The following is a 20,598-nucleotide window of genomic DNA, read 5'->3' as shown; positions in this document are numbered from 1 at the left end:
CGTCGCTCAGCGCGGTGCGATGCGGAACAGCCCGCTCATCGTGCCCTGATAGAGGGTGCGGTCGGGGGAGATGGTGCCGACCATCTGGAGTGTGTTGTGCAGTGCGGTGGCCCCGATCAGCTTCTCCGCTTCGATGCGCCCGGAGACGGCATCGATCACGGTGTAGCGGAAGTTGTCGGTCAATCCGACGCTGCCGGTGGGGATGACGGTGTGCCGGGTGACGGTGTAGATCTTGCCGTCGGCCACCGACAGGCGTGGCACCGCCGCGGACAGCGCCTTGTTCGTCCAGACCACCCGGCATCCGGCGCCGGTGACGTCGACCCGCACCATGCCGCCGGTGAACTGGGCGTTCGCCGGTTCGCTCGGTCCCGCGCCCTCGGGAACGGCGGGGTACGGGTATCCGTAGGTGCCTGCGACGAACAGGCTGTTGCCCGCGCCGATGGGGGAGTTCTCGGTGCCGTCGACCGTCGGCACCGAACAGATCCGGTTGCCGGTCGCGGTGTCGAAGACCAGCAGATTCTCCTTCGGCACCGCGTTGTCGGTGATCGCCAGATATTCGGTGCCGCTGCCGGGTCCGAAGAAGGTGGGGGTGGCGCCGGTGCCCCAGGACAGCTGACCGGGTTTGCGCGCCGGGCCGCGATCGTAGGCCTGGCGCCACACCACGCGCGGGTTGCCGGAGCTGTCGACGTCGACCAGGTACAACGCGTGCGTGGTGGCGACGGCGACGCCTTCCGGCGCGGTGGAGATGCTGTTGGCGACCTTCTCGCCGGGACCGAGCACGATCGAGCGGGCCACGCCGATCGCCGGGTCGGAGAAGCCGGCCACGGCATTGTCGGTCGCGAACCACACCCGGCCGTCGAAATCGGGCATGACCGAGCTGACGGCGTCGCAGTCCCCGCCGCCGCAGTGGCCGGTGACCGCCTGGGCGATATCGGTGGCCGAGTCGATGAAGACGGTCCAGTCGCCACCGTCTCGGCGGTGACCGATGCGCAGCAGTTTGCCGCTGCCGTCGACGGTGACCATGCGGTCGCTGCTGTCGAGGTAGGCGTACACGCCACCGAGGAGGCTGCCCTTGCTCAAATCGAGGGAGGCGAGCGGCTGACCGTTGGCGGGATCGAGCAGGAACACCGTCGGCGCGCGGTCGATGATCTTCGTGCACAGGGCCTGCGGCATCCCGTCGGCGCCCTGGAGAATGGTCGGGCAGGCCGCCGCGAGCTCGCGGAAGTCGCTGTCGACACTCCCCGTGCCTGGCCCGGCGAACGGTGTGGCGTCGGAGGATTCGGCGTCACCGTGCATGGTCGCGGTCCCCGGCGGGCCGAGATGGGGATTCGCGGGTGGTAGCGAACCAAAGCCTGCCGTGGCGGTGCCGGTGCTGAAGATCAGCAACGCGGTCATGCTGAGTGCGGCGGTCGCGGCGGCGCGACCCATTCTCTCGAACACGGGCGACTCCCTGGGATGTAGTGCAGGCGTGGCACCCAACCCGGGAACTCCACCTACCAACGAATATTCGAAAGCCAATATTCGAATATTCGTATGGCGGTACAGGCTAGGAGATCGTCACTACCTTGGCAAGACCCTGTGGGCCGGCCGAGGAGAAACAGTCAACGGCCGAAGTCGATTCCGCACCGCGCGCGAAGTCCGGGCCCGGCGGTGTGACGCAGGAAATCGCAATCGGCCAGCCGATCGGCGGACCCGAGATCGATGGTCAGGCTGACGGATTCGGCGATCCGGTAGGGGCGACTCGCCAGAACGGAACCGAGCACGCGCCGCAGACGCGAAACCTCCGCCCGCACCGCGACCGCGTGATCCGGGTCGCCGTAGAGCGCCTCGCTCATCTGGCCGACTGTCATGCCGCGACGACCCGACAGGTGCAGCAGCAGCAAGATCTCGGCGTGGCGAGCCGACAGCGCACTGCACCAACCGGATTCGCCGCCGAGAGCTCGCAGAGTCGGTGGGCCGGACAGGTCGAGTTCGACACGGGTGACGCGCGAACGCGTGTCCGGCCGGAGAAGCCAGCCGTCGGCGAGCTGCTCGGTGGTACACATGCCGAGCCCTGCCACGCTGATCGCTCGACCGGCGGAGGGCACGGCGACCCGGCGACCGGCGGCCACACCCATCGCGTGCGCGACCCAGCCGTGCTCGTCGACGACCACAGCCGGACCGGTCAGCGTCGCGAGCGCGGGCCCGGCCGCCGAACGAAGTCGTTCGAGCCGGTTCTCGTGATGACGCCACAGTTGCGATTCCGCGAGCCGGACTCCGGTGGCCACCAGTGCGGTGATGGCGGGGTGCAGCGCCAGTGCGGGACCGCTGATGTCGACGATTCCCAGCAGGTCACCGGTGCGTGGGTCGTGGATCGGCGCCGCGGTGCAGAACCAGGGATGCTGGAACTGCTCGAAGTGCTCGCCGGAGAACAGCTGGACCGGGCTGGCTTCGGTCAGCGCGGTGCCGATCGCGTTCGTGCCGACCGCGTCCTCGGTCCAGCGCGCGCCCTCGCGGAAGCCGAGCGAATCCGCCCGGTGCCGGACCTTCGCCGCACCGTATCGCCAGAGGACGACGCCCTCGGCATCGGCGATCACGAGCATCAGCGGGGAGGCGGTGTCGGTGAGACCGGAGACCGCCTGGGTCAGGTCCTCGATCACCGCGCTGAGCGAGGATTCGCGGCGCCGGCGTTCGACATCGTCGACGGCGAGCATCGATCGCGCCCTCGGCTGGTCCGGGACCAACCCCGCTGCCATCACCCGTGACCACGACCGGGCAACGAGCGGCCGCGGACGCAGCGGCGAACGGCCACCGGCGATCACGGCATCGTGCATGCGAATCAGCTGACGTGCGTAGCCGGAGAGGTCGGTGCCGGGTTCGATCGCGCTGAAATCGCCCACCATCCGCCCTTCATCCGTTGTGTCCCTGGCGCGGCGCGCGTTGCAACGCACTGCAACGATTGTGCCACCCCTGGTCCGTGGCGTGTGCTCTAGGTCACAGATTGTGGAGGAGGATTCGATGACCCAGACACTCGATCCCGTCGTGGACGGATCGGACGCGGTCGGACCGCAGCAGCGCGTGGACGCCTGGCTGACGGCATTCGAAGCGGCGCTGGCCGCCCGCGACGTCGACACCGCGGCGAGCATGTTCGCCACCGACAGCTTCTGGCGCGACCTGATCGCGTTCACCTGGAACATCAAGACCGTCGAAGGCAGGGCCGGCGTGGCCGACATGCTCCGGGCCCAGCTGGCAGCCGCCGACCCGTCGGGATTCCACACCACCGAGCCGCCGACCGAGGCCGACGGCGTCATCAGCGCGTGGATCGGCTTCGAGACCGGCGCGGGCCGCGGCACCGGGCACCTGCGGCTCACCGAGGACGGCGCGTGGACATTGCTGACCGCGATGCAGGAACTCAAAGGCTTCGAGGAGAGCAAAGGCGTTCGGCGGCCCCAGGGTTCGCGCCACGGCGCCGACCGTGCTCGGGTGACCTGGTCCGAGCAGCGTGAACGCGAGCAGAGTGAGCTCGGTTACGCCCGCCAGCCGTATGTGCTCATCGTGGGTGGGGGACAGGGCGGCATCGCTCTCGGTGCGCGGATGCGGCAGCTCGGTGTGCCCGCGCTCGTCGTCGACAAGCACGACCGGCCCGGTGACCAGTGGCGCAAGCGGTACAAGTCGCTGTGTCTGCACGACCCGGTCTGGTACGACCACCTGCCGTATCTGCCGTTCCCGGACAACTGGCCGGTGTTCGCGCCCAAGGACAAGATCGGCGACTGGCTCGAGATGTACACGAAGGTGATGGAGGTGCCGTACTGGTCCAAGACCACCTGCACCTCGGCGAGCTTCGACGAGGGCAGCGGCGCCTGGACCGTCGAGGTCGAACGCGACGGTGAGCCGGTGGTGCTGCGGCCGGAGCACCTGGTGCTCGCGACCGGCATGTCCGGCAAACCGAATGTCCCGAATTTCCCTGGCATGGACCGTTTCCGGGGCGATCAGCATCACTCCAGCCAGCACCCGGGACCGGACCGGTACGCGGGCAAACGCGCGGTGGTGATCGGGGCGAACAACTCCGCCCACGACATCTGCGCGGCACTGTGGGAAGCGGGCGCGCAGGTGACCATGGTGCAGCGGTCCTCCACACACATCGTCAAATCGGATTCGCTGATGGAACTCGGACTCGGTGACCTGTACTCCGAGCGGGCCCTGGCGGCCGGAATGACCACGCAGAAGGCCGATCTCACCTTCGCCTCCCTGCCGTACCGGATCATGCACGAGTTCCAGATCCCGGTCTACGACGCCATTCGCGCACGCGACGCCGACTTCTACGCGCGCCTCGAGCGTGCCGGATTCGACCTCGACTGGGGCGACGACGGATCCGGACTGTTCATGAAGTACCTGCGCCGCGGCTCCGGCTACTACATCGATGTCGGCGCCGCCGAACTCGTCGCCGACGGTGACATCGCGCTGGCCCACGGGCAGGTGCGCGAACTCACCGAGGACAGCGTGATTCTCGCCGACGGGACCGAGCTGCCCGCCGACCTCGTCGTCTACGCGACCGGATACGGCTCGATGAACGGCTGGGCCGCCGACCTCATCGGCCAGGATGTCGCCGACACCGTGGGCAAATGCTGGGGTTACGGCTCCGGCACCACCAAAGATCCCGGACCGTGGGAGGGCGAGCTGCGCAATATGTGGAAGCCGACCCAGCAGCGGGGACTGTGGTTCCACGGCGGCAACCTGCACCAATCCCGCCACTATTCGCTGTATCTGGCACTGCAGCTGAAGGCCCGCTTCGAGGGGATCCCGACCCCGGTCTACGGGAAACAGGAGGTGCACCACCTGAGCTGACCTCAGGCCACGCGGTCCGGGAAGGCGACGCCCCTTCGATCGGGTCGAAGGGGCGTCGCCCGACTCCGTGCAGGTCTCGTTACTCGGCAGCGTCCCGCAACAGCTGGCGCGAGATGGCGTACTTGTGCACTTCGGTCGGCCCGTCGTAGAGCCTGAACGCGCGCATGTCGGTGAAGATCGCCGCGACCGGCGTCTCGTCGCTGATCCCGATGCCGCCGAGGACCTGCACGCATCGGTCGGCCACCTTGAACAGCTCCTCGGAGACCATCGCCTTGACCATCGATGACTCGTGTCGCGCCTTGGCGCCCTTGTCCAGGTGCCAGCACGCCCACCAGATCATCAGCCGGCATTGCTGCAGCGCGATCTCGTTCTCGGCCAGCAGGAAGCCGACGCCCTGATGCCGGCCGATCGGCTTGCCGAACGACGTCCGGGTTTTCGCATGCTCGATGGCGATCGACTGGGCGCGGGATGCGGCGCCGAGCCAGCGCATGCAGTGGGTGAGGCGCGCCGGCGCCAGTCGCAGCTGCGCATAGCGGAAGGCCTGGCCGACCGAGCCGAGGACCGACGATTCCGGCAGGGTCAGGTCTTCGAACCGGACGACGCAGTGTCCCTCGACGTAGTTGCGGTCCATCGTGTTCATGACCCGTTCGATGACGATGCCGGGCGTGTCCCCGTGACAGAGGAACAGCGTCGCGCCTTCGCCGGGAACATCGGCCATGATGATCCACGTGTCGGCGCCGACGGCGCCGGTGATCAGCCACTTGCGTCCGTTGATCACGAAGGTGCCGCCGTCGCGAACCGCGGTCGTCGACAACTGGCTGGGATCGGAACCCGCGCCGTCGGGCTCGGTCATGGCGAACACCGAACGCGTGGTGCCCGCTACGACAGGGTCCAGGTACTCGGCGGCCTGATCGGCGTCGGCGACCTTCGACAGCAGGAACATGTTGCCCTCGTCCGGCGCGGCGCAGTTCATGGCGACCGGACCCAGCGTCGACCAACCGGCGGCTTCGAAGATCACTGCCTGCTCGAGGTGCGACATGCCCTCGGGTCGCTGCTGGACCGACAGCAGGCCTGCCGCTTTCGCCTTCGCTATCAGCTCGCGGCGAAGTTCGTCGGTCGGGCCGTGCGCGGTGACGCGGGAGTCCTTCTCGTACGGCACGATTTCCGTGTCGACGAACTTTCGTACCCGGTCACGCAGTTCGGCAACATCGGCAGGGATCTCGAAGTCGATCATCACTCTCCACTCATCAGGGTTTGCGCGCGTTCGAACAGGCGCAGCGTCGTGTGGTGTAGTCGCTCACCGATACTCATCGGCGCGTTGCCCGCGAGTGCCCGCGCGTAGCTCCCCTCGAGCACGATGCCGAGTTTGAAGCAGGCCAGGACGGTGTACCAATCGATCGCCGAGACATCGCGATTCGACTGCTCGGCATAGCGGGCTACCAGCTCGCGGGAGGTGAGCAGCCCGCCGGCCCGGGTCAATCGGCCCGCGAACTCGTGGGGCGATCCCGGCAACTGCCAGGTCGCCAGCAGCCAGCCGAGGTCGAGCAGTGGGTCACCGATCGTGCACATCTCCCAGTCGACGACGGCCACCACATCGGGCGTCGAGTAGGAGAACATCACGTTGGACGCGTGGTAGTCGCCGTGCATCACTCCCGGGGAAAACGAGGTGGGGCGGTGTTCGTCGAGCCATCGCGCGACCTCGGTGACCGGGCCGATCGCGGGGCCCGGATACGCGGGGAAGGCAGCGTAGGAGTCGAGTTCGCTCAGCCATCGGGGCACCTGACGTTCGAGGAACCCGTCCGGCCGGCCGAGATCCCCGAGCCCTACCGCGGTGTGGTCGACGGCGCCGAGCCGGGCCAGTGCGTCGATCAGGCTGTGGCACATGTCTTGTCGGACGGCGACGTCGCGCTCGTGGAGTGCGGGAAGTTCGACGCCGGCGTTGAAACCGGCTATCGGTTCCATGAGATAGAAGACCGCGCCGCCCAGCACCGATTCGTCGCCGCACGCGGCGATGAGGTCGGCGTGCGGCACATCCGAGGTCGCGAGGGCGTTCAGGATCTTGAATTCGCGCCGGATGACGTCGTTGCTCCGCGGACGGAGATGGCGCGGACCACGACGCAGAATGTAGTCGCGCCCTGCACGTTCGAAGCGGACCATGACGTTCTGGGTTCCGCCGGTCACCGGTTCGACAGACAGCAACGGGCCCGAACCGAGACCGTGGGCATCCATCCAGGTCGCCAGCGCTGTCAGATCTGCTGGTGAGAGAACGGCATCGGCGTCGATCTCGTCTGTCTCGGACATGCTCTCCTCGAACTGGGGTCAGGCCTCGCTGTTTCCGTCCGTTCAGCGACAGGCGAGAATGAGCGTTAACATAGCCGTGCTGTTGACAGTCTGTCAACGACTCCTGAGAGGCGATTGAGCTCTGTGTCTGTTCCTATTTTCAGGCACTGCCGTGGCGGCGAGGAGGCAGATCAAACTTTCACTTCCCTGGTGAATCGGATCGCCTCGGCGAGGATGGCGGTGTCGGACGACCGGGTCAGGCGGACCTGTTCACCACGGCGAGGGCGAGCTCGGTGCAGAGCGTGGCCACTTCGGTGGTCGACTGGCCGGGATCGCGCAGCCAGGTATCGACGAGCTGGTTGACCCCGCCGACGACGAAAAGCGCTTCCCTGCGCCGGATCTCCGGATTCGCCGGGTCGTCGAGGAACTCCGCGCTGTACTGCACCACGAGATCGGTGACGATGCCGACGGCGCGGGCGCGGAGTTCCTCGAGTCCGGCGACACCGTGCGCGTCGCTGGTGAGGATGCGGTGGACGCTCGGGTCGTCGGCGATCGCGTCGAGGTAGGTCGTCAGTGCCCGCAGCAGCTTGCGCCTGAGTCCACCCGGCTCGGCCTGACTGGCCTCGACCATGGTCGTGAACAGCTCCTCGTGCACCTGCTCGGCGACAGCGAGGATCAGCGCGTCCCTGGTGGCGAAGTGCTCGTAGAAGTAGCGCGGCGTCAAGCTCGACGCGGCGCACACGCGGCGCACGGTGACGTCGGACAGGCCTGCCTCGCCCCAGATCCGCCGACCCGCGGCGAGGAGCTTGTCGCGGCGTTCGTCGCGTCGATTCGCCGCGCTGATTCCCCGGTAGGACCGGACCACCTCTGCGCGCGCCATTGACAGGACTTTAGCAGCCGACCTACTTTGGATATCATTCGTTATCCAGTTTGCGTCGCTCAACGAGGAGTGTCGATGGCCACCGTTCCCACCCGTCATCCCGATCGGCCCCACCGCGCCCCGGCAGTCGTCGGCGGCTTCGCGGCGATGCTGGGGGTCGGGGCCCCCGACCCGGTGCAATGGCAGCGGCTCGGCGAGGGCCTGCTCGCCGGCGACGACCCGATGGACCGGCTGGTCGACTGGATGGTCACCGCGGGCACGAAGCGGATGCGCCCGCTGTTCGATCGAGCGCTCACCCACGGCATCGCCGAGGTTCCGGAGGCGCCCGAACCGCTGCGCGAGTTCTTCGCCGCGGTCGAGACCGTTCCGGCCTGGGTCGATCACGACAAACTCGTGCGCGGGGCCAAGGTCATGCTCACCGCCGGATCCGACGGCATGTACATCGCGCGCGATGTCGCCATGCTGGGCGGCTACCAGTTCTCCGGCTTCAACAAGACGCTGTTGCGCACGGGAGCACTGGAAAAGGGCTCCAATCAGCGATGGGCCGAGACGATGCAGTGGGCGATGGACGTCCTGTCCGAGGATGGCTTGTCCCCGCTGGGTCTGGGGTACCAGTCCACGATCCGGGTGCGGCTCATCCACGCCTTCGTCCGCAGGCACGTGGCGGCCATGCCGGACTGGCAGGCCGACGACTGGGGCCTGCCCATCAACCAGACCGACATGGCGGCCACCCTGGTCGGCGCCTTCATCGCACCGGCGATCGGCGGGATGGGGCTCGGCCTGCTGCTCACCCCCGCCGAAACCGACGCGATCGCGCACCTGGTCCGCTACGTCGGCTGGCTGCTCGGTGTCGAGGACCAGTGGCTGCCGCGCTCCTTCCGTGACGGCGTGCGCGTGCTGGTGCACACGCTGTCCGCCCTGGCCGACCCCGACGAGTCGACCCGTCAACTCGCGGTGCCGATGTCACGAGATCCGTTGTCGTGGAACTACGACCGGCTGCCCACGATCCGGCGTCGCCTCGCCTACGCCCAGCATCTGTCGGTGACGGGGACCTTCCTCGGCCGCCACACCATGCGTGCGCTCGGGCTGCCGACGGTGATCGTGCCGTGGTACCCGGCGCTGCGGATCCCCACCAACGTGGTGCGCTCGGCCACCCGCCTGCTTCCCGGCGGGCTCGACCGCGCGGCGACTCGCGGTGCGCGCGAACAGGATCGGTTCATGCGCACGCTGGTCAGCGCCGGACCGACCGTCGGCGCGGCCGCCGCGCGACTCACCCACGCGGCCTAGGTCGGTCCCTGGGGGGCTATCTCCAGGCGGTCAGTGGGTGATGACCGGTACGAGGTAGGCGCGGGCGAAGGCGTCGAGTTCTTCGTCGGTGTGGAGCGGGAGCAGGCCGGACGGCGCCAGGATCATCGAGTGCACGATGCGGCACAGGACTTCGGCGCGGGCCAGCAGGTCCGGTGGCTCGGCCAGCATTCCGGCGGCGATCGCTTCGCGGAGCATGGACTCGGTGGTCAGGATCGACGTGGCGATGGTCGGCGCGCTGTCGGTGGTGAGGTGCGGCATCACGCGGTCGGGCTCGAGCACCAGGAGGCGCTGGACGAGCGGGTGCGCGCGCCACCGGCCGACGACGGTCACGAGGATGTCCGCGACGAGGTCGTCGAGGTTGTCGTGCTTGCTCGGCAGGCTCTGCAGGTCGGTCAGTACCCGGGCGATTTCGCGGGCGAACACGGCGGTGACCACGTCGTCGCGGGAGCCGACCCGGCGATACACGGTGGCCCGGTCGACGCCGGCCTGACGGGCGATGTCTTCGATCGTCGTCTTCTTGACGCCCACCTGCTCGAACTGGATCAGCGCCGCATCGAGGATGCGCGCCGCCGCGGAATCGTCGGTTTCCGGTGTGTTCGTCGAGGTGACGGGCGGGGCGGTCATGTGGACCACGGTATCAACCACCGGGCCGATGCAACAGATCTGCACAATTTGTCGCTGCAACATTGCAATCATTTGTGTTGCATCGTACGGTTGAGGCATGGCTCACTCCTCTGACGCAACGAGGCGTCATCACCGCGAGGAAGCGCACGCGATCCATGCGAGGGACGTGCACTTCGACTTCGGTGATGTGCCGATGCACTACATCCCCGGCGAGGTCTTCGCGACCCACGTCATCAATGTCATGCACCTGGTGCTGCCGGAAGGCGAGCGCGCGATGGCACAGGCGCTCGCCGAGGCGCTGCCCTATATCGACGACCAGCGGCTGCGCGAGGAGGTGCAGGGTTTCGTCGGTCAGGAGACGATGCACGCCAGCAGTCACGCCGGTGCGCGCGATCATCTGCAGTCCATCGGCCTCGACGTCGATTCGATGATCAAGACCTTCGCCTGGTTCGTCGATCGCATCCTCGGTGACCACGGCCTGACCGGCCGGGCCAAGGAGGAATGGCTCAAGGAGCGGCTGGCGCTGTTCGCCGGGATGGAGCACTACACCGCCGTCATCGGCGAGTGGCTGCTCGAGAACGACAAGTTCGAAGACCTGGGCATGGATCCGACCATGCTCGATCTGATCCGCTGGCACGGCGCCGAGGAAGTCGAGCACCGCAGCGTGGTCTACGACGCCTACATGTATGTCGACGGCAGCTATGCGCGCAAAGCGCGCACGGCGGTGGCCGCCAGTGCGACGCTGCTGGCCACCTTCCTGGTGTCGTCGGCCTACCTGTACGCCAAAGACCCTGCCCCGCGGAAGGGTCCGTTCTGGCCGGTGCAGCTGGCTCGGGCGACCGCCCGTGGCATCGTGCCGAACTTCGGCTTGTTCATCAGCGAGATCCCGCGCTACCTGCGGCCTGGCTTCCATCCCTCACAGCTGGGGCCGATGGATCGCGCGTTGCGCTACCTCGCGCATTCGCCCGCGGCACGTGCGGCCGAGCAGTGACGGCGGCGATGGTGGAGCAATACACCCCGCCGGCCGCGCTGCGTGCGCTGGGCGCCGTGGCCGACGGCTACCGGCACCTGTTCGTGGAGGGTCGCGCCGCCGGCTTGATCTCGCGGCCGAATCCGGTGCGGCACAGCGGTTTCGAGATTCCGCTGACGATCACCCGGATCGATCCGGTCGCAGTGGATGTTGTTGCTCTGACGCTGACCTCGCCGACCCGTGCACCCCTGCCACCGTGGCGGCCCGGCTCGCACCTCGACATCGTGCTGCCCTCCGGCAAACAGCGCCAGTACTCGCTGTGCGGTGACCCTGAGGACCGCCGCCGCTACCGGATCGCGGTCCGCCGCATCGCCGACGGTGAGGGCGGATCGCTCGAAGTCCACGACCGGTTGGCAGTGGGCGACGACCTTCGAATTCGCGGACCGCGCAACGCATTCGACTTCATCGCCGCGCCGTCGTATCTGTTCATCGCGGCCGGGATCGGGATCACGCCGATCCTGCCCATGGTCCGGGCCGCAGTCCGCGCGCAGGCGCGCTGGAAATTGATCTACCTGGGCCGCTCGCGGGAAACCATGCCGTTCCTCGACGAACTGGTCACCCTCGGCGGCGGCTGGGTCGACCTTCGCCCGGACGACGAGTTCGGTACCCCCGATGTGGGCGCACTGCTCGGCAGAGCCGAACCGGGTGCGGCGATCTATGTCTGCGGTCCGCCGCCTGTGCTCGACGCCGCGCAACGCCATGCTTTCGCCGTGAACCCGACGGGTTCGCTGCACACCGAGCGCTTCTCGGCGCCGCCGGTGGTCGACGGCAGGGAGTTCGATGTGACCCTGGCCCGTTCGGGGACCACGGTTCGCGTCGGGGCGGACGAAACCGCGCTGGCCGCCATCACCCGGGTGCAGCCGGACGTCGTGTACTCGTGCCGACAGGGCTTCTGCGGCACCTGCAAGGTCGGGGTCCTGGCCGGTCGAGTGGATCACCGCGACCGCAAGCTCCTCGATGCCGAGCGTGGCAGCCACATGCTGACCTGCGTGTCGCGCGCAGCAGGCGAATCCCTCGTACTCGATCTCTGAGTAGGGCACGAACGAGAAAGGTCGTCCATGGGACGCACAACAATTCCTTCGGCACCTGTGCACACGCGGACCGAGTCGACATTCGACGTCATCTCGCCGGCGACCGGCGCCGTGGTCGGCAGCTATCCGGTCTTCGCCGCGGCCGAGGTCGAGGCATCCGTCGCCGACGCGCGCCGGGCAGCGGACTGGTGGGCGGGGCTGGGATTCACCGAGCGGGCCCGGCGGCTGGATGCCTGGCGGGGCGAAATCGTCAGCGGGCGAGCCGAGCTCGCCCGGATCATTCATCAAGAGATGGGCAAGCCGCTCTCGGACGCCCGGCTCGAAATCGCCATGGCGCTCGAACATCTGGCCTGGGCGGCCGACAACGCGCGGCAGGTACTCGGCCCGCGTTCGGTCCGGCCCGGGTTGCTCGCCGTGAACCAGGAATGCACGCTCGAATACCGCCCGTTCGGAGTGGTCGGCGTGATCGGACCGTGGAACTACCCGGTGTTCACGCCGCTGGGTTCGGTGTCGTTCGCCCTGGCCGCGGGCAACGCCGTGGTGTTCAAACCGAGCGAGTTCACGCCGGGCGTAGGGCTGTGGCTGGCGCAGCGGTTCGCCGAGGTCGTTCCGGAACAGCCGGTGTTCCAGGTGATCACGGGTCCGGGGGAGACCGGGGCCGCCCTGTGCCGGTCCGGTGTCGGCAAGATCGGGTTCACCGGGTCCACCGCCACCGGCAAGCGGGTCATGGCCGCGTGCGCGGAGACGCTGACGCCGGTGCTGATGGAACTCGGCGGCAAAGATGCGTTGATCGTCGATGCCGACGCGGACCTGGACGCGGCCGCCGATGCCGCGGTGTGGGGCGGGATGTCGAACGCGGGCCAGACCTGCCTCGGCGTGGAGCGGGTGTACGTCCACACCGACGTCTACGACGAGTTCCTGACGAAACTCGTCGCCCATGCGCGGAATCTGCGTGCGGGTACCGGCGCGGCCAAGATCGGGCCGATCACCATGCCCAAGCAGATCGCGATCATCCGCCACCACATCGAGGACGCGCTCGCGCGCGGCGCGCGGGCACTGCTTGGCGGTGCCGACGCGATCGACGGACAGTTCGTGCAGCCCACCATCCTGGTCGATGTCCCCGAGGAAGCCGCCGCCGTCACCGAGGAGACCTTCGGCCCGACCCTCACCGTCGCCCGGGTGCGGGACATGGACGAGGCGATCGAGCGGGTGAACGCCGGGTCCTACGGTCTGGGCAGCACCGTCTTCTCGCGCCACAACGGCAGGCAGATCGCCGACCGGATCCGCGCGGGCGGCACGTCCATCAATGCCTATGTCGCCCATGCCACCATCACGAGCCTGCCGCTGGGCGGGGTCGGTGACTCCGGCTTCGGCCGTGTCCACGGTGCGGACGGTCTCAAGGAATTCACCTACGCCAAGGCGACCACGCGCCAGCGCTTTTCGCTGCCACTGGCGCTGACCACGTTCACTCGCAGCAAGACCACCGACGCCCTCGTGGATCGCCTGGTCACACAGCTGCACGGAAGGAACCGGTAACCATGACCGAACACCGTCACATCGTCGTGATCGGTGCCGGATTCGGCGGCATCGGACTCGCGATCAAATTGCGCGAGGCCGGTTTCGACGATCTCGTCATCCTCGAACGCGCCGCGGATCTGGGCGGGACCTGGCAGGCCAACACGTACCCGGGGTGCGCGTGCGACGTGCCCTCGCAGCTCTACAGCTACTCGTTCGCGCCCAATCCGGAGTGGTCACGGACTTACGGCAAGCAGTCCGAGATCCTGGCCTATATCCGTTCGGTGGCGACGAAATTCGATGTCGTCCGGCATATCCGGCTGAATACGGAATTGCTCGAGGCCCGCTGGGACGAGCGACGCTCGCTGTGGCACATCGAGACCTCGCAGGGTGCGCTCACCGCGGACTACCTGATCTCGGCCGCCGGAGTCTTCGCCGAAGCGAAGTACCCCACACTGCCCGGCCTTGACACGTTCGCGGGCAAGACATTCCACTCCCTGCACTGGGACCACGAACACGATCTCACCGGTGAACGGGTGGCGGTGATCGGCACCGGAGCCTCGGCGGTGCAGTTCGTGCCGGAGATCCAGCCGAAGGTGGCCGCGCTCACCGTCTTCCAGCGTTCCGCGCCGTGGATCATCCCGCGCATGGATCGGCCGACACTGGGGGCGGAGCGTTTGCTGTTGCGCAAGCTTCCCTTGGCGGGCAAGGCTGTTCGCGGCGCGTGGTACGCGGCGATCGAGGGTTTCGGCCTGGTCGGGTTCGTCGACAACCGCTTCCGGCACCCCTACGAGCTGCTGGGACGCTGGCAGCTGCGCCGCCAGGTGCGCGATCCCGAGCTGCGCAGGACGCTGACGCCGGACTACATGATCGGCTGCAAACGGGCGATCTTCTCCGACGCCTACCTGCCCGCCCTCGACCAGGACAACGTCGAGGTGGTGACCGACGGCATCGCCGAGGTTCGCCCGCATTCCGTCGTCACCCGAGCCGGAGCCGAGATCCCGGTCGACACGATCATCTACGGCACCGGGTTCGACCCGGCGCCGTCGGTCTACGACCGCATCGTCGGCAGCGAGGCGTCCGTGGGCGACCTCATGCGCAAGCACCGCCGGACCTACCTGGGCACCGCGGTGGCCGGGTTCCCCAACTTCTTCCTCACCCTGGGGCCGTTCGGCGCGGCAGGCAACCAGTCGGCGGTCTTCATGATCGAATCCCAGGTCGCCTACATCGTCGACGCGCTGAAGACCCTGCGCGACAAGGGCGCTCACCGGGTGGAGGTCCGGCAGCAGACCCAGGACGAGTTCATCGAGGAGATGCACCGGCGCAGCGCGTCCACGGTGTGGCTCACCGGTGGTTGCGAGAGTTACTACACGACGCCGGACGGGCAGAACGCCGGTCTCTATCCGAACTGGAGTTTCGAGTACCGGAAGCGCACCAGTGCGTTCGACGCCGAGTCCTACGAGGTGAGTGCCTGATGGACCTCACCTCGCTCAATCCTGTCGGCCTGTTCGCCCGGCGGTCCTACGACGTGCGCGACAAGGTGGTCCTGATCACCGGCGCAGGACAGGGGATCGGGCGCGAGCTGGCCGGGATTCTCTATTCCCGTGGCGCTTTCGTGGTCGTCGTCGACGTCGACGCGATCGCCGCGGAAGCCGCCGCCGCGGGTCTCGGGTCACGTGCGCTGGCGATCGCGGCCGACGTCCGGGACCGCGCGGCGATGGTGGCCGCCACCGATCTCGCCATGGACACTTTCGGTCACCTCGACGTCGTGGTCGCCAATGCCGGGGTCACGCCGAAACCCGCGACCGTGCGCACGATGGACCCGCGCGATTTCGACCGGGTGATGGCGATCAACCTCGACGGTTGTTTCAACACCGTGCATCCGGCTCTGGACCACATCGTCGCGGCGCGTGGTCACGTGGTGGTCGTGTCGTCGTGCGCGTCGTTCGCGCCGGGTATGGCCGGGTCGCCGTACATGATGAGCAAGGCCGCCGTCGAGCAGTTCGGGCGCGCGCTGCGCGTGGAACTCGCCGCGGCGGGGGCGAGCGCGGGGGTGGCCTACTTCGGTGTCGTCGAGACCGAGATGACCCACGCCATGCTCGACCAGGACGACCTCGGCCGGGAACTGGACCAGATGCTGCCCTGGCCGCTGAACGTCCGGATCACCGCCGCGCACGCCGCGACCGTGATCGCCGACGGCATCGGGCGGCGCGCGGCCCGGACCATCGCCCCCAGCGGGTGGGAGCCGTACGCGCTGCTGCGCGGCGCGGTCAACGTGGTCCTGGACGCACAGCTCGCCGGCAGCGCGAAGGTCAAGGACCTGCTCGAGCGGGTCGAGCAACGGACCCTCGGGTGACGCCGAGCGCGCGGGGTTCGTTGCGGACCAGGGCCGCCCGGCTGGTGGCGGAGCGGACGGTGCGGCCGTTGGCGGCCGCGATCCCGGTCAACACCACGACACTGTCGATGGCCCGCCTTGCCATCGATGCCGCGATGCGGGTCGTCGGGCCGAGCTTGATCGGGACGGTGGTGGATCGAGTCGACGACGGCACGGTCCACGGTGAGTTCGTCACCGGCCCCAAAGCCACCCGTGCCGATGCGGTGATCCTGTACGTGCACGGCGGCGGGTTCGTCGCCGGGTCGGTCGCGGCGTATCGCGGTGTGGCATCCCGGCTTTCGACGACGACCCGCACCAGCGTGTTCGTCGTCGACTATCGCCTGGCGCCGGAACATCCGAGCCCGTGCGCCCAGCTGGACGTGGCGCGCGCGTACCGGTGGCTGCTGCGGCGCGGATACTCGCCGGACCGGATCGTGGTCGCGGGCGATTCGGCCGGTGGATTCCTCGCCGCCGACCTCGCTTTCGCCAACGCCCGCATGCGAATTCCCGGGCCGGGCGGGCTGGTGCTGTTCTCGCCGATGGCCGACCTCGGGCTGCGGATCGCCCACACCGGGAACCGAAACCGCGACGGGGTGATCTCCTACACGCTCTCGGCCAAAGCAGTCGCCCACTTCACGAGCGAACACCTCGAACTCCGGCCGGAGCACGGCACGGAGTTGCCGCCCACCCTGATCCAGACCGGTAGCGCGGAGTATTTCGCCGCCGACGCTGTCGAACTGGCGCAACGCCTGCGCCAGGCGGGCGCGGTGTGCGAACTGCAGGTGTGGCCGGATCAGATGCACGTATTCCAGGTCATGCCCGCGCTCGCGCCCGAGGCCCGGTTCGCCTTCGGCGCCGCGGGCCGATTCATCACTTCTCTCCTCGATACCGAAGCCGCCACCGCGGTCTGAACACGGAAGACACACCACACTATGTCGACGCCTCGCTTCGAAACCCTTTGTGCCGCATTCCAGTACAATGCCTCCATCGATCCCGACGCGGTCGCACTGCGCACCCCGGGTGACGCCCACACCCTGACCTGGCGCGAATACGCCGCCGGCGTGCGAGACGCCGCGGCCGGACTCGCGGCACTCGGCGTGCGCCGCGGCGACACCGTCGCGTTGATGATGAGCAACCGCGTCGAGTTCTACCCCCTCGAAGTGGGTGCCCAGCATGTCGGCGCGACGTCGTTCTCCGTCTACAACACTCTCTCCGCCGAACAGCTCGCGCACGTCCTGGGCAATGCCGGTGCGCGCGTGGTGATCTGCGAGGCGCAGTATGTACCGCGGCTGCGCGACAGCGGAGTGCCGCTGGATCACATCGTCTGTATCGACGACACCGTCGAGGGCACGGTGCCGGTGGCCGAGATGATCGCCGGTGGCGCACCCGATTTCGATTTCGACGCCTCCTGGCGTGCGGTCGAGCCGGGCGATGTGGCGACCCTGATCTACACCTCGGGCACCACCGGAAACCCCAAGGGCGTCGAGACGACGCATGCGAACCTGATGTTCCAGGCCTATGGCCTCGGCGATGTGCTCGGCTTCGAGTTCGGCGATTCGATCACCTCGTTCATGCCGAGTGCGCACATCGCCGACCGGCTCACCGCGCTCTACCTGCAGGAAGTGTTCGGCACGCAGGTCACCGCGGTGCCGGACCCGAAGCTGATCGCCGCCGCGCTGGCGGACCTGCGCCCGACCATCTGGGGCGCGGTGCCGCGGGTGTGGGAAAAGCTGAAGGCCGCCATCGAATTCGTCGTCGCGAACGAACCCGACGACACGCGCAGGCAGGGCATGCAGTGGGCGTTGTCGGTGGGCGCCAAGCGCAGCGAATACCAGCTGGCCGGTCAGCCGATCCCCGACGACGTGGCCGCCGAATGGGCCAAGGCCGACGAACTGGTGCTGTCGACACTGCGGGCCAAGCTCGGCTTCGATCGCCTGCGCTTCGCGCTGTCGGGCGCCGCGCCGATCCCGCCGCAGACGCTCGGTTTCTTCGCCGGGCTCGGCGTGCCGATCTCCGAGATCTGGGGCATGTCGGAACTGTCGTGCATCTGTAGCGTCAGCCATCCGAACGACACCCGGCTCGGCACGGTCGGGCGACTGCTGGCCGGCATGGAGTCGCGGATCGCCGAGGACGGTGAACTGCTGGTCAGGGGCCCGCTGGTGATGAAGGGCTACCGCGGCGAGCCGGAGAAGACCGCCGAAGCCGTCGACGCCGACGGCTGGTTGAGCACCGGCGACGTGGTGACCGTCGACGACGACGGCTACCTGCGAGTGGTCGACCGCAAGAAAGAACTCATCATCAACGCGGCGGGCAAGAACATGTCGCCGACGACGATCGAGCACGCCATCAAGGCGGCGACCCCGCTGATCGGTGCCATGGCCACGATCGGCGACGCACTGCCCTACAACACCGCCCTGATCGTGCTCGACGCCGAAAGCGCCGAACCGTATGCGGCACAGCACAATCTCCCCGATGCCTCGGCCGCCGCGCTGGCCACGAATCCCGAGGTGCTCGAGCAGATCGCCGCGGGCATCGCCGCGGGCAACGCGAAACTCTCGCGGGTCGAACAGGTCAAGCGATTCCGGATCCTGCCGGTGTTCTGGGAAGCCGGCGGCGACGAGGTGACGCTGACCATGAAGCTCAAGCGAAAGGTGATCGCCGAGAAGTACGCGGCCGAGATCGCCGAACTGTACGCCGAGAACCCTGCCGACTACGTCCAGGAACCCGCGTGATCGGAGTGGTGGCGAGCTAGTCGTCGGCAGAAGGCGACTGGGTGGTCGAGGCGATGCTGGACGCGGTCGCTACGCGTTCCAGCGCTGCGAGATCCTCCTTGATGATGCCGAACAACAAGTAGGCGACTACGAAACAGATGATGCCGCCGACGCACAGTATGCGGACCGCCCAGACAATGGAATCGATCGCGGTCCCGGGCAGGAAGGTGATACCGGTGACGCCCACCAGTGGTATCGCGGCCGCGACCGTGAGGTAGAAGCCGGTGCGCGCGGCGAGCCGGCGCAGGTGTTCGACATCGGCGGCGTCGGATCGTCCGTGCACCAGGAAAACGGGGTACAGGTTCCGCACCACATACCAGGTGATCGCGAAGTTGGGATACGCCACGGCGATCGCGCCGCACACGACCACCGACAGAAGGAAATGGGCATAGGTGCCACCTGGAACCCCGCCGGCAATCAGATTGAGCAGCAACGGAAAAATGACGCCACCCAGAGCCCAGAACGCGAAAGCTATCCCGGCCACCCGGTTGCCGAGGCGTAGCGCATCGATCCGTGCTCGAGTGAGAGTCTCATCGGAGAATTTGCGTCCGAGACGTAAACCCAGGAGTACCAGAATGAGGCGGCGCGCCACGTAGAGAATCATCACTGTGGCCACCGCAATGGCGAGTGGATACAGAATCGCGGCGACATAGTTGAACGAATACTGGGCCTCGGTCGTGAGCGTACTGACGATGAGCGTTTTGTTGTAGTAGTAGTTGTACCCGGCCGCCACGATATTCGGCACTCCGATCGCGATCACCAGGATCGGGATCGGCCACAGTGGACCGGTCGGTCGGTGGCTGCGCTGTGGCGGGTCGACCAGATCCCGGGCACGCGGGTCGAGGCACAGCTCGAATTGCTGAGCCAGCTCCGCGCCATGGGCCCACCGATCCTCCCGTTTCGGCGACATACATGTCAGCAGTACTCGGCGCAGCGAGGCCGGGCAGTCGGCGGGGAGGTCGTCCAGGAATTCTTGCGCGATCGGACGGCGACGCAGTTCCAGGAGCTGTTCGACGGCTGCCTGCGAATCTTTCGCGTCGATCTGGGGAAAGGGTCGCCGCCCGGTCAGCAGTTCCCACAACATGACGCCGAGGGCGTAGATGTCGCTACGCGTATCCAGGTCGTCGACCGTGCCGGGCAGCGCCGGGTGGCTCGCCTCGAGGTGCTCCGGAGACATGTAGGCGAGGGATCCGCCGAAGTACGCCACCGGATTGCTGCCCGCGAGGTGATCGCTGAAGCTGATGTTGAAATCGGCCAGCTTCGGCACACCGTCGGCGGAGAGCAGCACATTGGCCGGTTTGATGTCGCGGTGCAGCACACCCCGGCGCTCGGCATAGTCCACCGCCTCGGCGAGTCGGCGGCCCAGCCAGGCCACCGTCTCCGGCCACGACAGGGCGGCGATCTCCTCACGCACCCGGGCGCCCGAGGTACGGATCTCGCCCTTGTCCGCCAGCGCGTCGTCGACGGTGTCGAGCAGTAGTTGTCCGCCGCGTTGTTCCGGGGCGGTCTCGCGGACCCGGTCCAGCACCGACGCCAGCGTTCCGCCCGGCAGGTACTGCATGTACAGCAGCTTCATCGCGTGGTCGGGGAGCAGACGCTGGTCATAGACCCGAACGATGTACTCGTGTTCCAACCGGGCGAGGGTCTGGGGTTCGGTGCCGTGGTCGGCGGAGATCTTCACCGCGACCAGTCGCTGCATCGAGCGTTGCCGCGCCAGGAATACCCTGGCGAACGCGCCGTGGCCCAGCTCGAGCAGCAAGTCGAAGTCGTCGATCCGGTCTCCGGTTTCGAGCTCCTCACCGGCGACCGACGCGATCGACCGCGGATCGACAGCAGCCGTGGCATCCTCTGCCGGTTCGGTCATCGCACACCCCTCCGAGGCGAACTCCGAGGCATGATCAATCTTATCGCGGCGTACGCCGACACAGCGGTGGCCCCCCACCGCCGGAGTGTCGAGATCC

16 protein-coding genes are annotated in these 20,598 nt (G+C 67.8%); 9 read left to right on the top strand and 7 right to left on the bottom strand.

Annotated features, from left to right (window positions below; all coding sequences use genetic code 11):
• Positions 1 to 6 precede the first annotated feature (6 nt).
• Both IEY60_RS02600 and IEY60_RS02595 read right to left on the bottom strand, forming a co-directional pair.
• Positions 7 to 1,440, bottom strand: coding sequence for a hypothetical protein (locus IEY60_RS02600; RefSeq protein ID WP_229739490.1), 1,434 nt, complete (start codon positions 1,438 to 1,440; stop codon positions 7 to 9).
• A 161-nt stretch (positions 1,441 to 1,601) separates the two neighbouring features.
• Positions 1,602 to 2,879: a sigma-54-dependent transcriptional regulator family protein gene (locus tag IEY60_RS02595; protein WP_189024809.1), complete on the bottom strand. Its 1,278-nt coding sequence runs from the start codon at positions 2,877 to 2,879 to the stop codon at positions 1,602 to 1,604.
• 118 nt (positions 2,880 to 2,997) lie between these two features.
• On the opposite strand from IEY60_RS02595, the gene IEY60_RS02590 reads away from it, so the two are divergent.
• Positions 2,998 to 4,824 (top strand): NAD(P)/FAD-dependent oxidoreductase, encoded by a 1,827-nt coding sequence (locus tag IEY60_RS02590; RefSeq protein WP_189023382.1) that lies wholly within the window; start codon positions 2,998 to 3,000, stop codon positions 4,822 to 4,824.
• A 79-nt stretch (positions 4,825 to 4,903) separates the two neighbouring features.
• On the opposite strand, the gene IEY60_RS02585 is transcribed toward IEY60_RS02590, so the two are convergent.
• The 3 genes from IEY60_RS02585 to IEY60_RS02575 form a co-directional block, all read right to left on the bottom strand.
• Complete coding sequence (locus tag IEY60_RS02585; protein WP_189023380.1) at positions 4,904 to 6,058, bottom strand: acyl-CoA dehydrogenase family protein; 1,155 nt, start codon at positions 6,056 to 6,058, stop codon at positions 4,904 to 4,906.
• Positions 6,058 to 7,125 carry a phosphotransferase family protein gene (locus IEY60_RS02580; protein WP_189023377.1) on the bottom strand — a complete coding sequence of 356 codons (1,068 nt, stop codon included), beginning with the start codon at positions 7,123 to 7,125 and terminating at the stop codon, positions 6,058 to 6,060. Before IEY60_RS02580 ends, IEY60_RS02585 begins: the two co-directional genes overlap by 1 nt.
• A 235-nt stretch (positions 7,126 to 7,360) precedes the next feature.
• The gene (locus IEY60_RS02575; RefSeq protein ID WP_189023376.1) at positions 7,361 to 7,984 is read right to left on the bottom strand and encodes a TetR/AcrR family transcriptional regulator; all 624 of its coding nucleotides are present in this window, start codon (positions 7,982 to 7,984) and stop codon (positions 7,361 to 7,363) included.
• Between the two features lie 75 nt (positions 7,985 to 8,059).
• On the opposite strand from IEY60_RS02575, the gene IEY60_RS02570 reads away from it, so the two are divergent.
• On the top strand, positions 8,060 to 9,271 hold the full coding sequence (locus tag IEY60_RS02570) for an oxygenase MpaB family protein (RefSeq protein ID WP_189023375.1): 1,212 nt from the start codon (positions 8,060 to 8,062) through the stop codon (positions 9,269 to 9,271).
• A 30-nt stretch (positions 9,272 to 9,301) separates the two neighbouring features.
• Here the strand turns inward: IEY60_RS02570 and IEY60_RS02565 are convergent, their stop codons facing one another.
• On the bottom strand, positions 9,302 to 9,916 hold the full coding sequence (locus IEY60_RS02565) for a TetR/AcrR family transcriptional regulator (RefSeq protein ID WP_189023374.1): 615 nt from the start codon (positions 9,914 to 9,916) through the stop codon (positions 9,302 to 9,304).
• A 97-nt stretch (positions 9,917 to 10,013) separates the two neighbouring features.
• Between IEY60_RS02565 and IEY60_RS02560 the strand changes: the two genes are divergently transcribed.
• From IEY60_RS02560 to fadD11, 7 genes are read left to right on the top strand one after another with little or no spacing between them, the layout of a single operon-like run.
• The gene (locus IEY60_RS02560; protein ID WP_189023373.1) at positions 10,014 to 10,907 is read left to right on the top strand and encodes a metal-dependent hydrolase; all 894 of its coding nucleotides are present in this window, start codon (positions 10,014 to 10,016) and stop codon (positions 10,905 to 10,907) included.
• An 8-nt stretch (positions 10,908 to 10,915) separates the two neighbouring features.
• Positions 10,916 to 11,977: a PDR/VanB family oxidoreductase gene (locus IEY60_RS02555; RefSeq protein ID WP_189023372.1), complete on the top strand. Its 1,062-nt coding sequence runs from the start codon at positions 10,916 to 10,918 to the stop codon at positions 11,975 to 11,977.
• 27 nt (positions 11,978 to 12,004) lie between these two features.
• Positions 12,005 to 13,513: an aldehyde dehydrogenase family protein gene (locus IEY60_RS02550; protein WP_189023371.1), complete on the top strand. Its 1,509-nt coding sequence runs from the start codon at positions 12,005 to 12,007 to the stop codon at positions 13,511 to 13,513.
• Positions 13,514 to 13,515: 2 nt separating this feature from the next.
• Positions 13,516 to 14,967 (top strand): flavin-containing monooxygenase, encoded by a 1,452-nt coding sequence (locus IEY60_RS02545; protein ID WP_189023370.1) that lies wholly within the window; start codon positions 13,516 to 13,518, stop codon positions 14,965 to 14,967.
• Positions 14,967 to 15,848, top strand: a complete 882-nt coding sequence (locus IEY60_RS02540; protein ID WP_189023369.1) for a short-chain dehydrogenase/reductase — start codon at positions 14,967 to 14,969, stop codon at positions 15,846 to 15,848. Before IEY60_RS02545 ends, IEY60_RS02540 begins: the two co-directional genes overlap by 1 nt.
• Complete coding sequence (locus IEY60_RS02535) at positions 15,845 to 16,777, top strand: alpha/beta hydrolase (RefSeq protein ID WP_189023367.1); 933 nt, start codon at positions 15,845 to 15,847, stop codon at positions 16,775 to 16,777. The genes IEY60_RS02540 and IEY60_RS02535 overlap by 4 nt, the downstream gene beginning before the upstream one ends.
• Positions 16,778 to 16,798: 21 nt before the next feature.
• Positions 16,799 to 18,598 (top strand): fatty acid--CoA ligase FadD11, encoded by a 1,800-nt coding sequence (gene fadD11, locus IEY60_RS02530; RefSeq protein ID WP_189023365.1) that lies wholly within the window; start codon positions 16,799 to 16,801, stop codon positions 18,596 to 18,598.
• A gap of 16 nt (positions 18,599 to 18,614) precedes the next feature.
• Here fadD11 and IEY60_RS02525 read toward each other — a convergent pair whose 3' ends face one another.
• On the bottom strand, positions 18,615 to 20,501 hold the full coding sequence (locus IEY60_RS02525; RefSeq protein ID WP_189023363.1) for a serine/threonine-protein kinase: 1,887 nt from the start codon (positions 20,499 to 20,501) through the stop codon (positions 18,615 to 18,617).
• Between the last annotated feature and the right edge of the window lie 97 nt (positions 20,502 to 20,598).

Origin of the sequence: Nocardia rhizosphaerihabitans, assembly GCF_014646295.1 — a bacterium.
In the GTDB taxonomy this organism is placed as follows: domain Bacteria; phylum Actinomycetota; class Actinomycetes; order Mycobacteriales; family Mycobacteriaceae; genus Nocardia; species Nocardia rhizosphaerihabitans.
The sequence above is the reverse complement of the archived record's forward strand: the minus strand, read 5'-3'. Positions and strand labels throughout refer to the sequence as shown.

What these genes read in the sequence shown, in the direction of transcription:
- IEY60_RS02540 (WP_189023369.1), top strand. Translation starts at nt 14,967, where the DNA reads ATGGACCTCACCTCGCTCAATCCTGTCGGCCTGTTCGCCCGGCGGTCC.
- IEY60_RS02580 (WP_189023377.1), bottom strand. Translation starts at nt 7,125, where the DNA reads ATGTCCGAGACAGACGAGATCGACGCCGATGCCGTTCTCTCACCAGCA.
- IEY60_RS02545 (WP_189023370.1), top strand. Translation starts at nt 13,516, where the DNA reads ATGACCGAACACCGTCACATCGTCGTGATCGGTGCCGGATTCGGCGGC.
- IEY60_RS02585 (WP_189023380.1), bottom strand. Translation starts at nt 6,058, where the DNA reads ATGATCGACTTCGAGATCCCTGCCGATGTTGCCGAACTGCGTGACCGG.
- IEY60_RS02570 (WP_189023375.1), top strand. Translation starts at nt 8,060, where the DNA reads ATGGCCACCGTTCCCACCCGTCATCCCGATCGGCCCCACCGCGCCCCG.
- IEY60_RS02555 (WP_189023372.1), top strand. Translation starts at nt 10,916, where the DNA reads ATGGTGGAGCAATACACCCCGCCGGCCGCGCTGCGTGCGCTGGGCGCC.
- IEY60_RS02575 (WP_189023376.1), bottom strand. Translation starts at nt 7,984, where the DNA reads ATGGCGCGCGCAGAGGTGGTCCGGTCCTACCGGGGAATCAGCGCGGCG.
- IEY60_RS02550 (WP_189023371.1), top strand. Translation starts at nt 12,005, where the DNA reads ATGGGACGCACAACAATTCCTTCGGCACCTGTGCACACGCGGACCGAG.
- fadD11 (WP_189023365.1), top strand. Translation starts at nt 16,799, where the DNA reads ATGTCGACGCCTCGCTTCGAAACCCTTTGTGCCGCATTCCAGTACAAT.
- IEY60_RS02565 (WP_189023374.1), bottom strand. Translation starts at nt 9,916, where the DNA reads ATGACCGCCCCGCCCGTCACCTCGACGAACACACCGGAAACCGACGAT.
- IEY60_RS02560 (WP_189023373.1), top strand. Translation starts at nt 10,014, where the DNA reads ATGGCTCACTCCTCTGACGCAACGAGGCGTCATCACCGCGAGGAAGCG.
- IEY60_RS02590 (WP_189023382.1), top strand. Translation starts at nt 2,998, where the DNA reads ATGACCCAGACACTCGATCCCGTCGTGGACGGATCGGACGCGGTCGGA.
- IEY60_RS02525 (WP_189023363.1), bottom strand. Translation starts at nt 20,501, where the DNA reads ATGACCGAACCGGCAGAGGATGCCACGGCTGCTGTCGATCCGCGGTCG.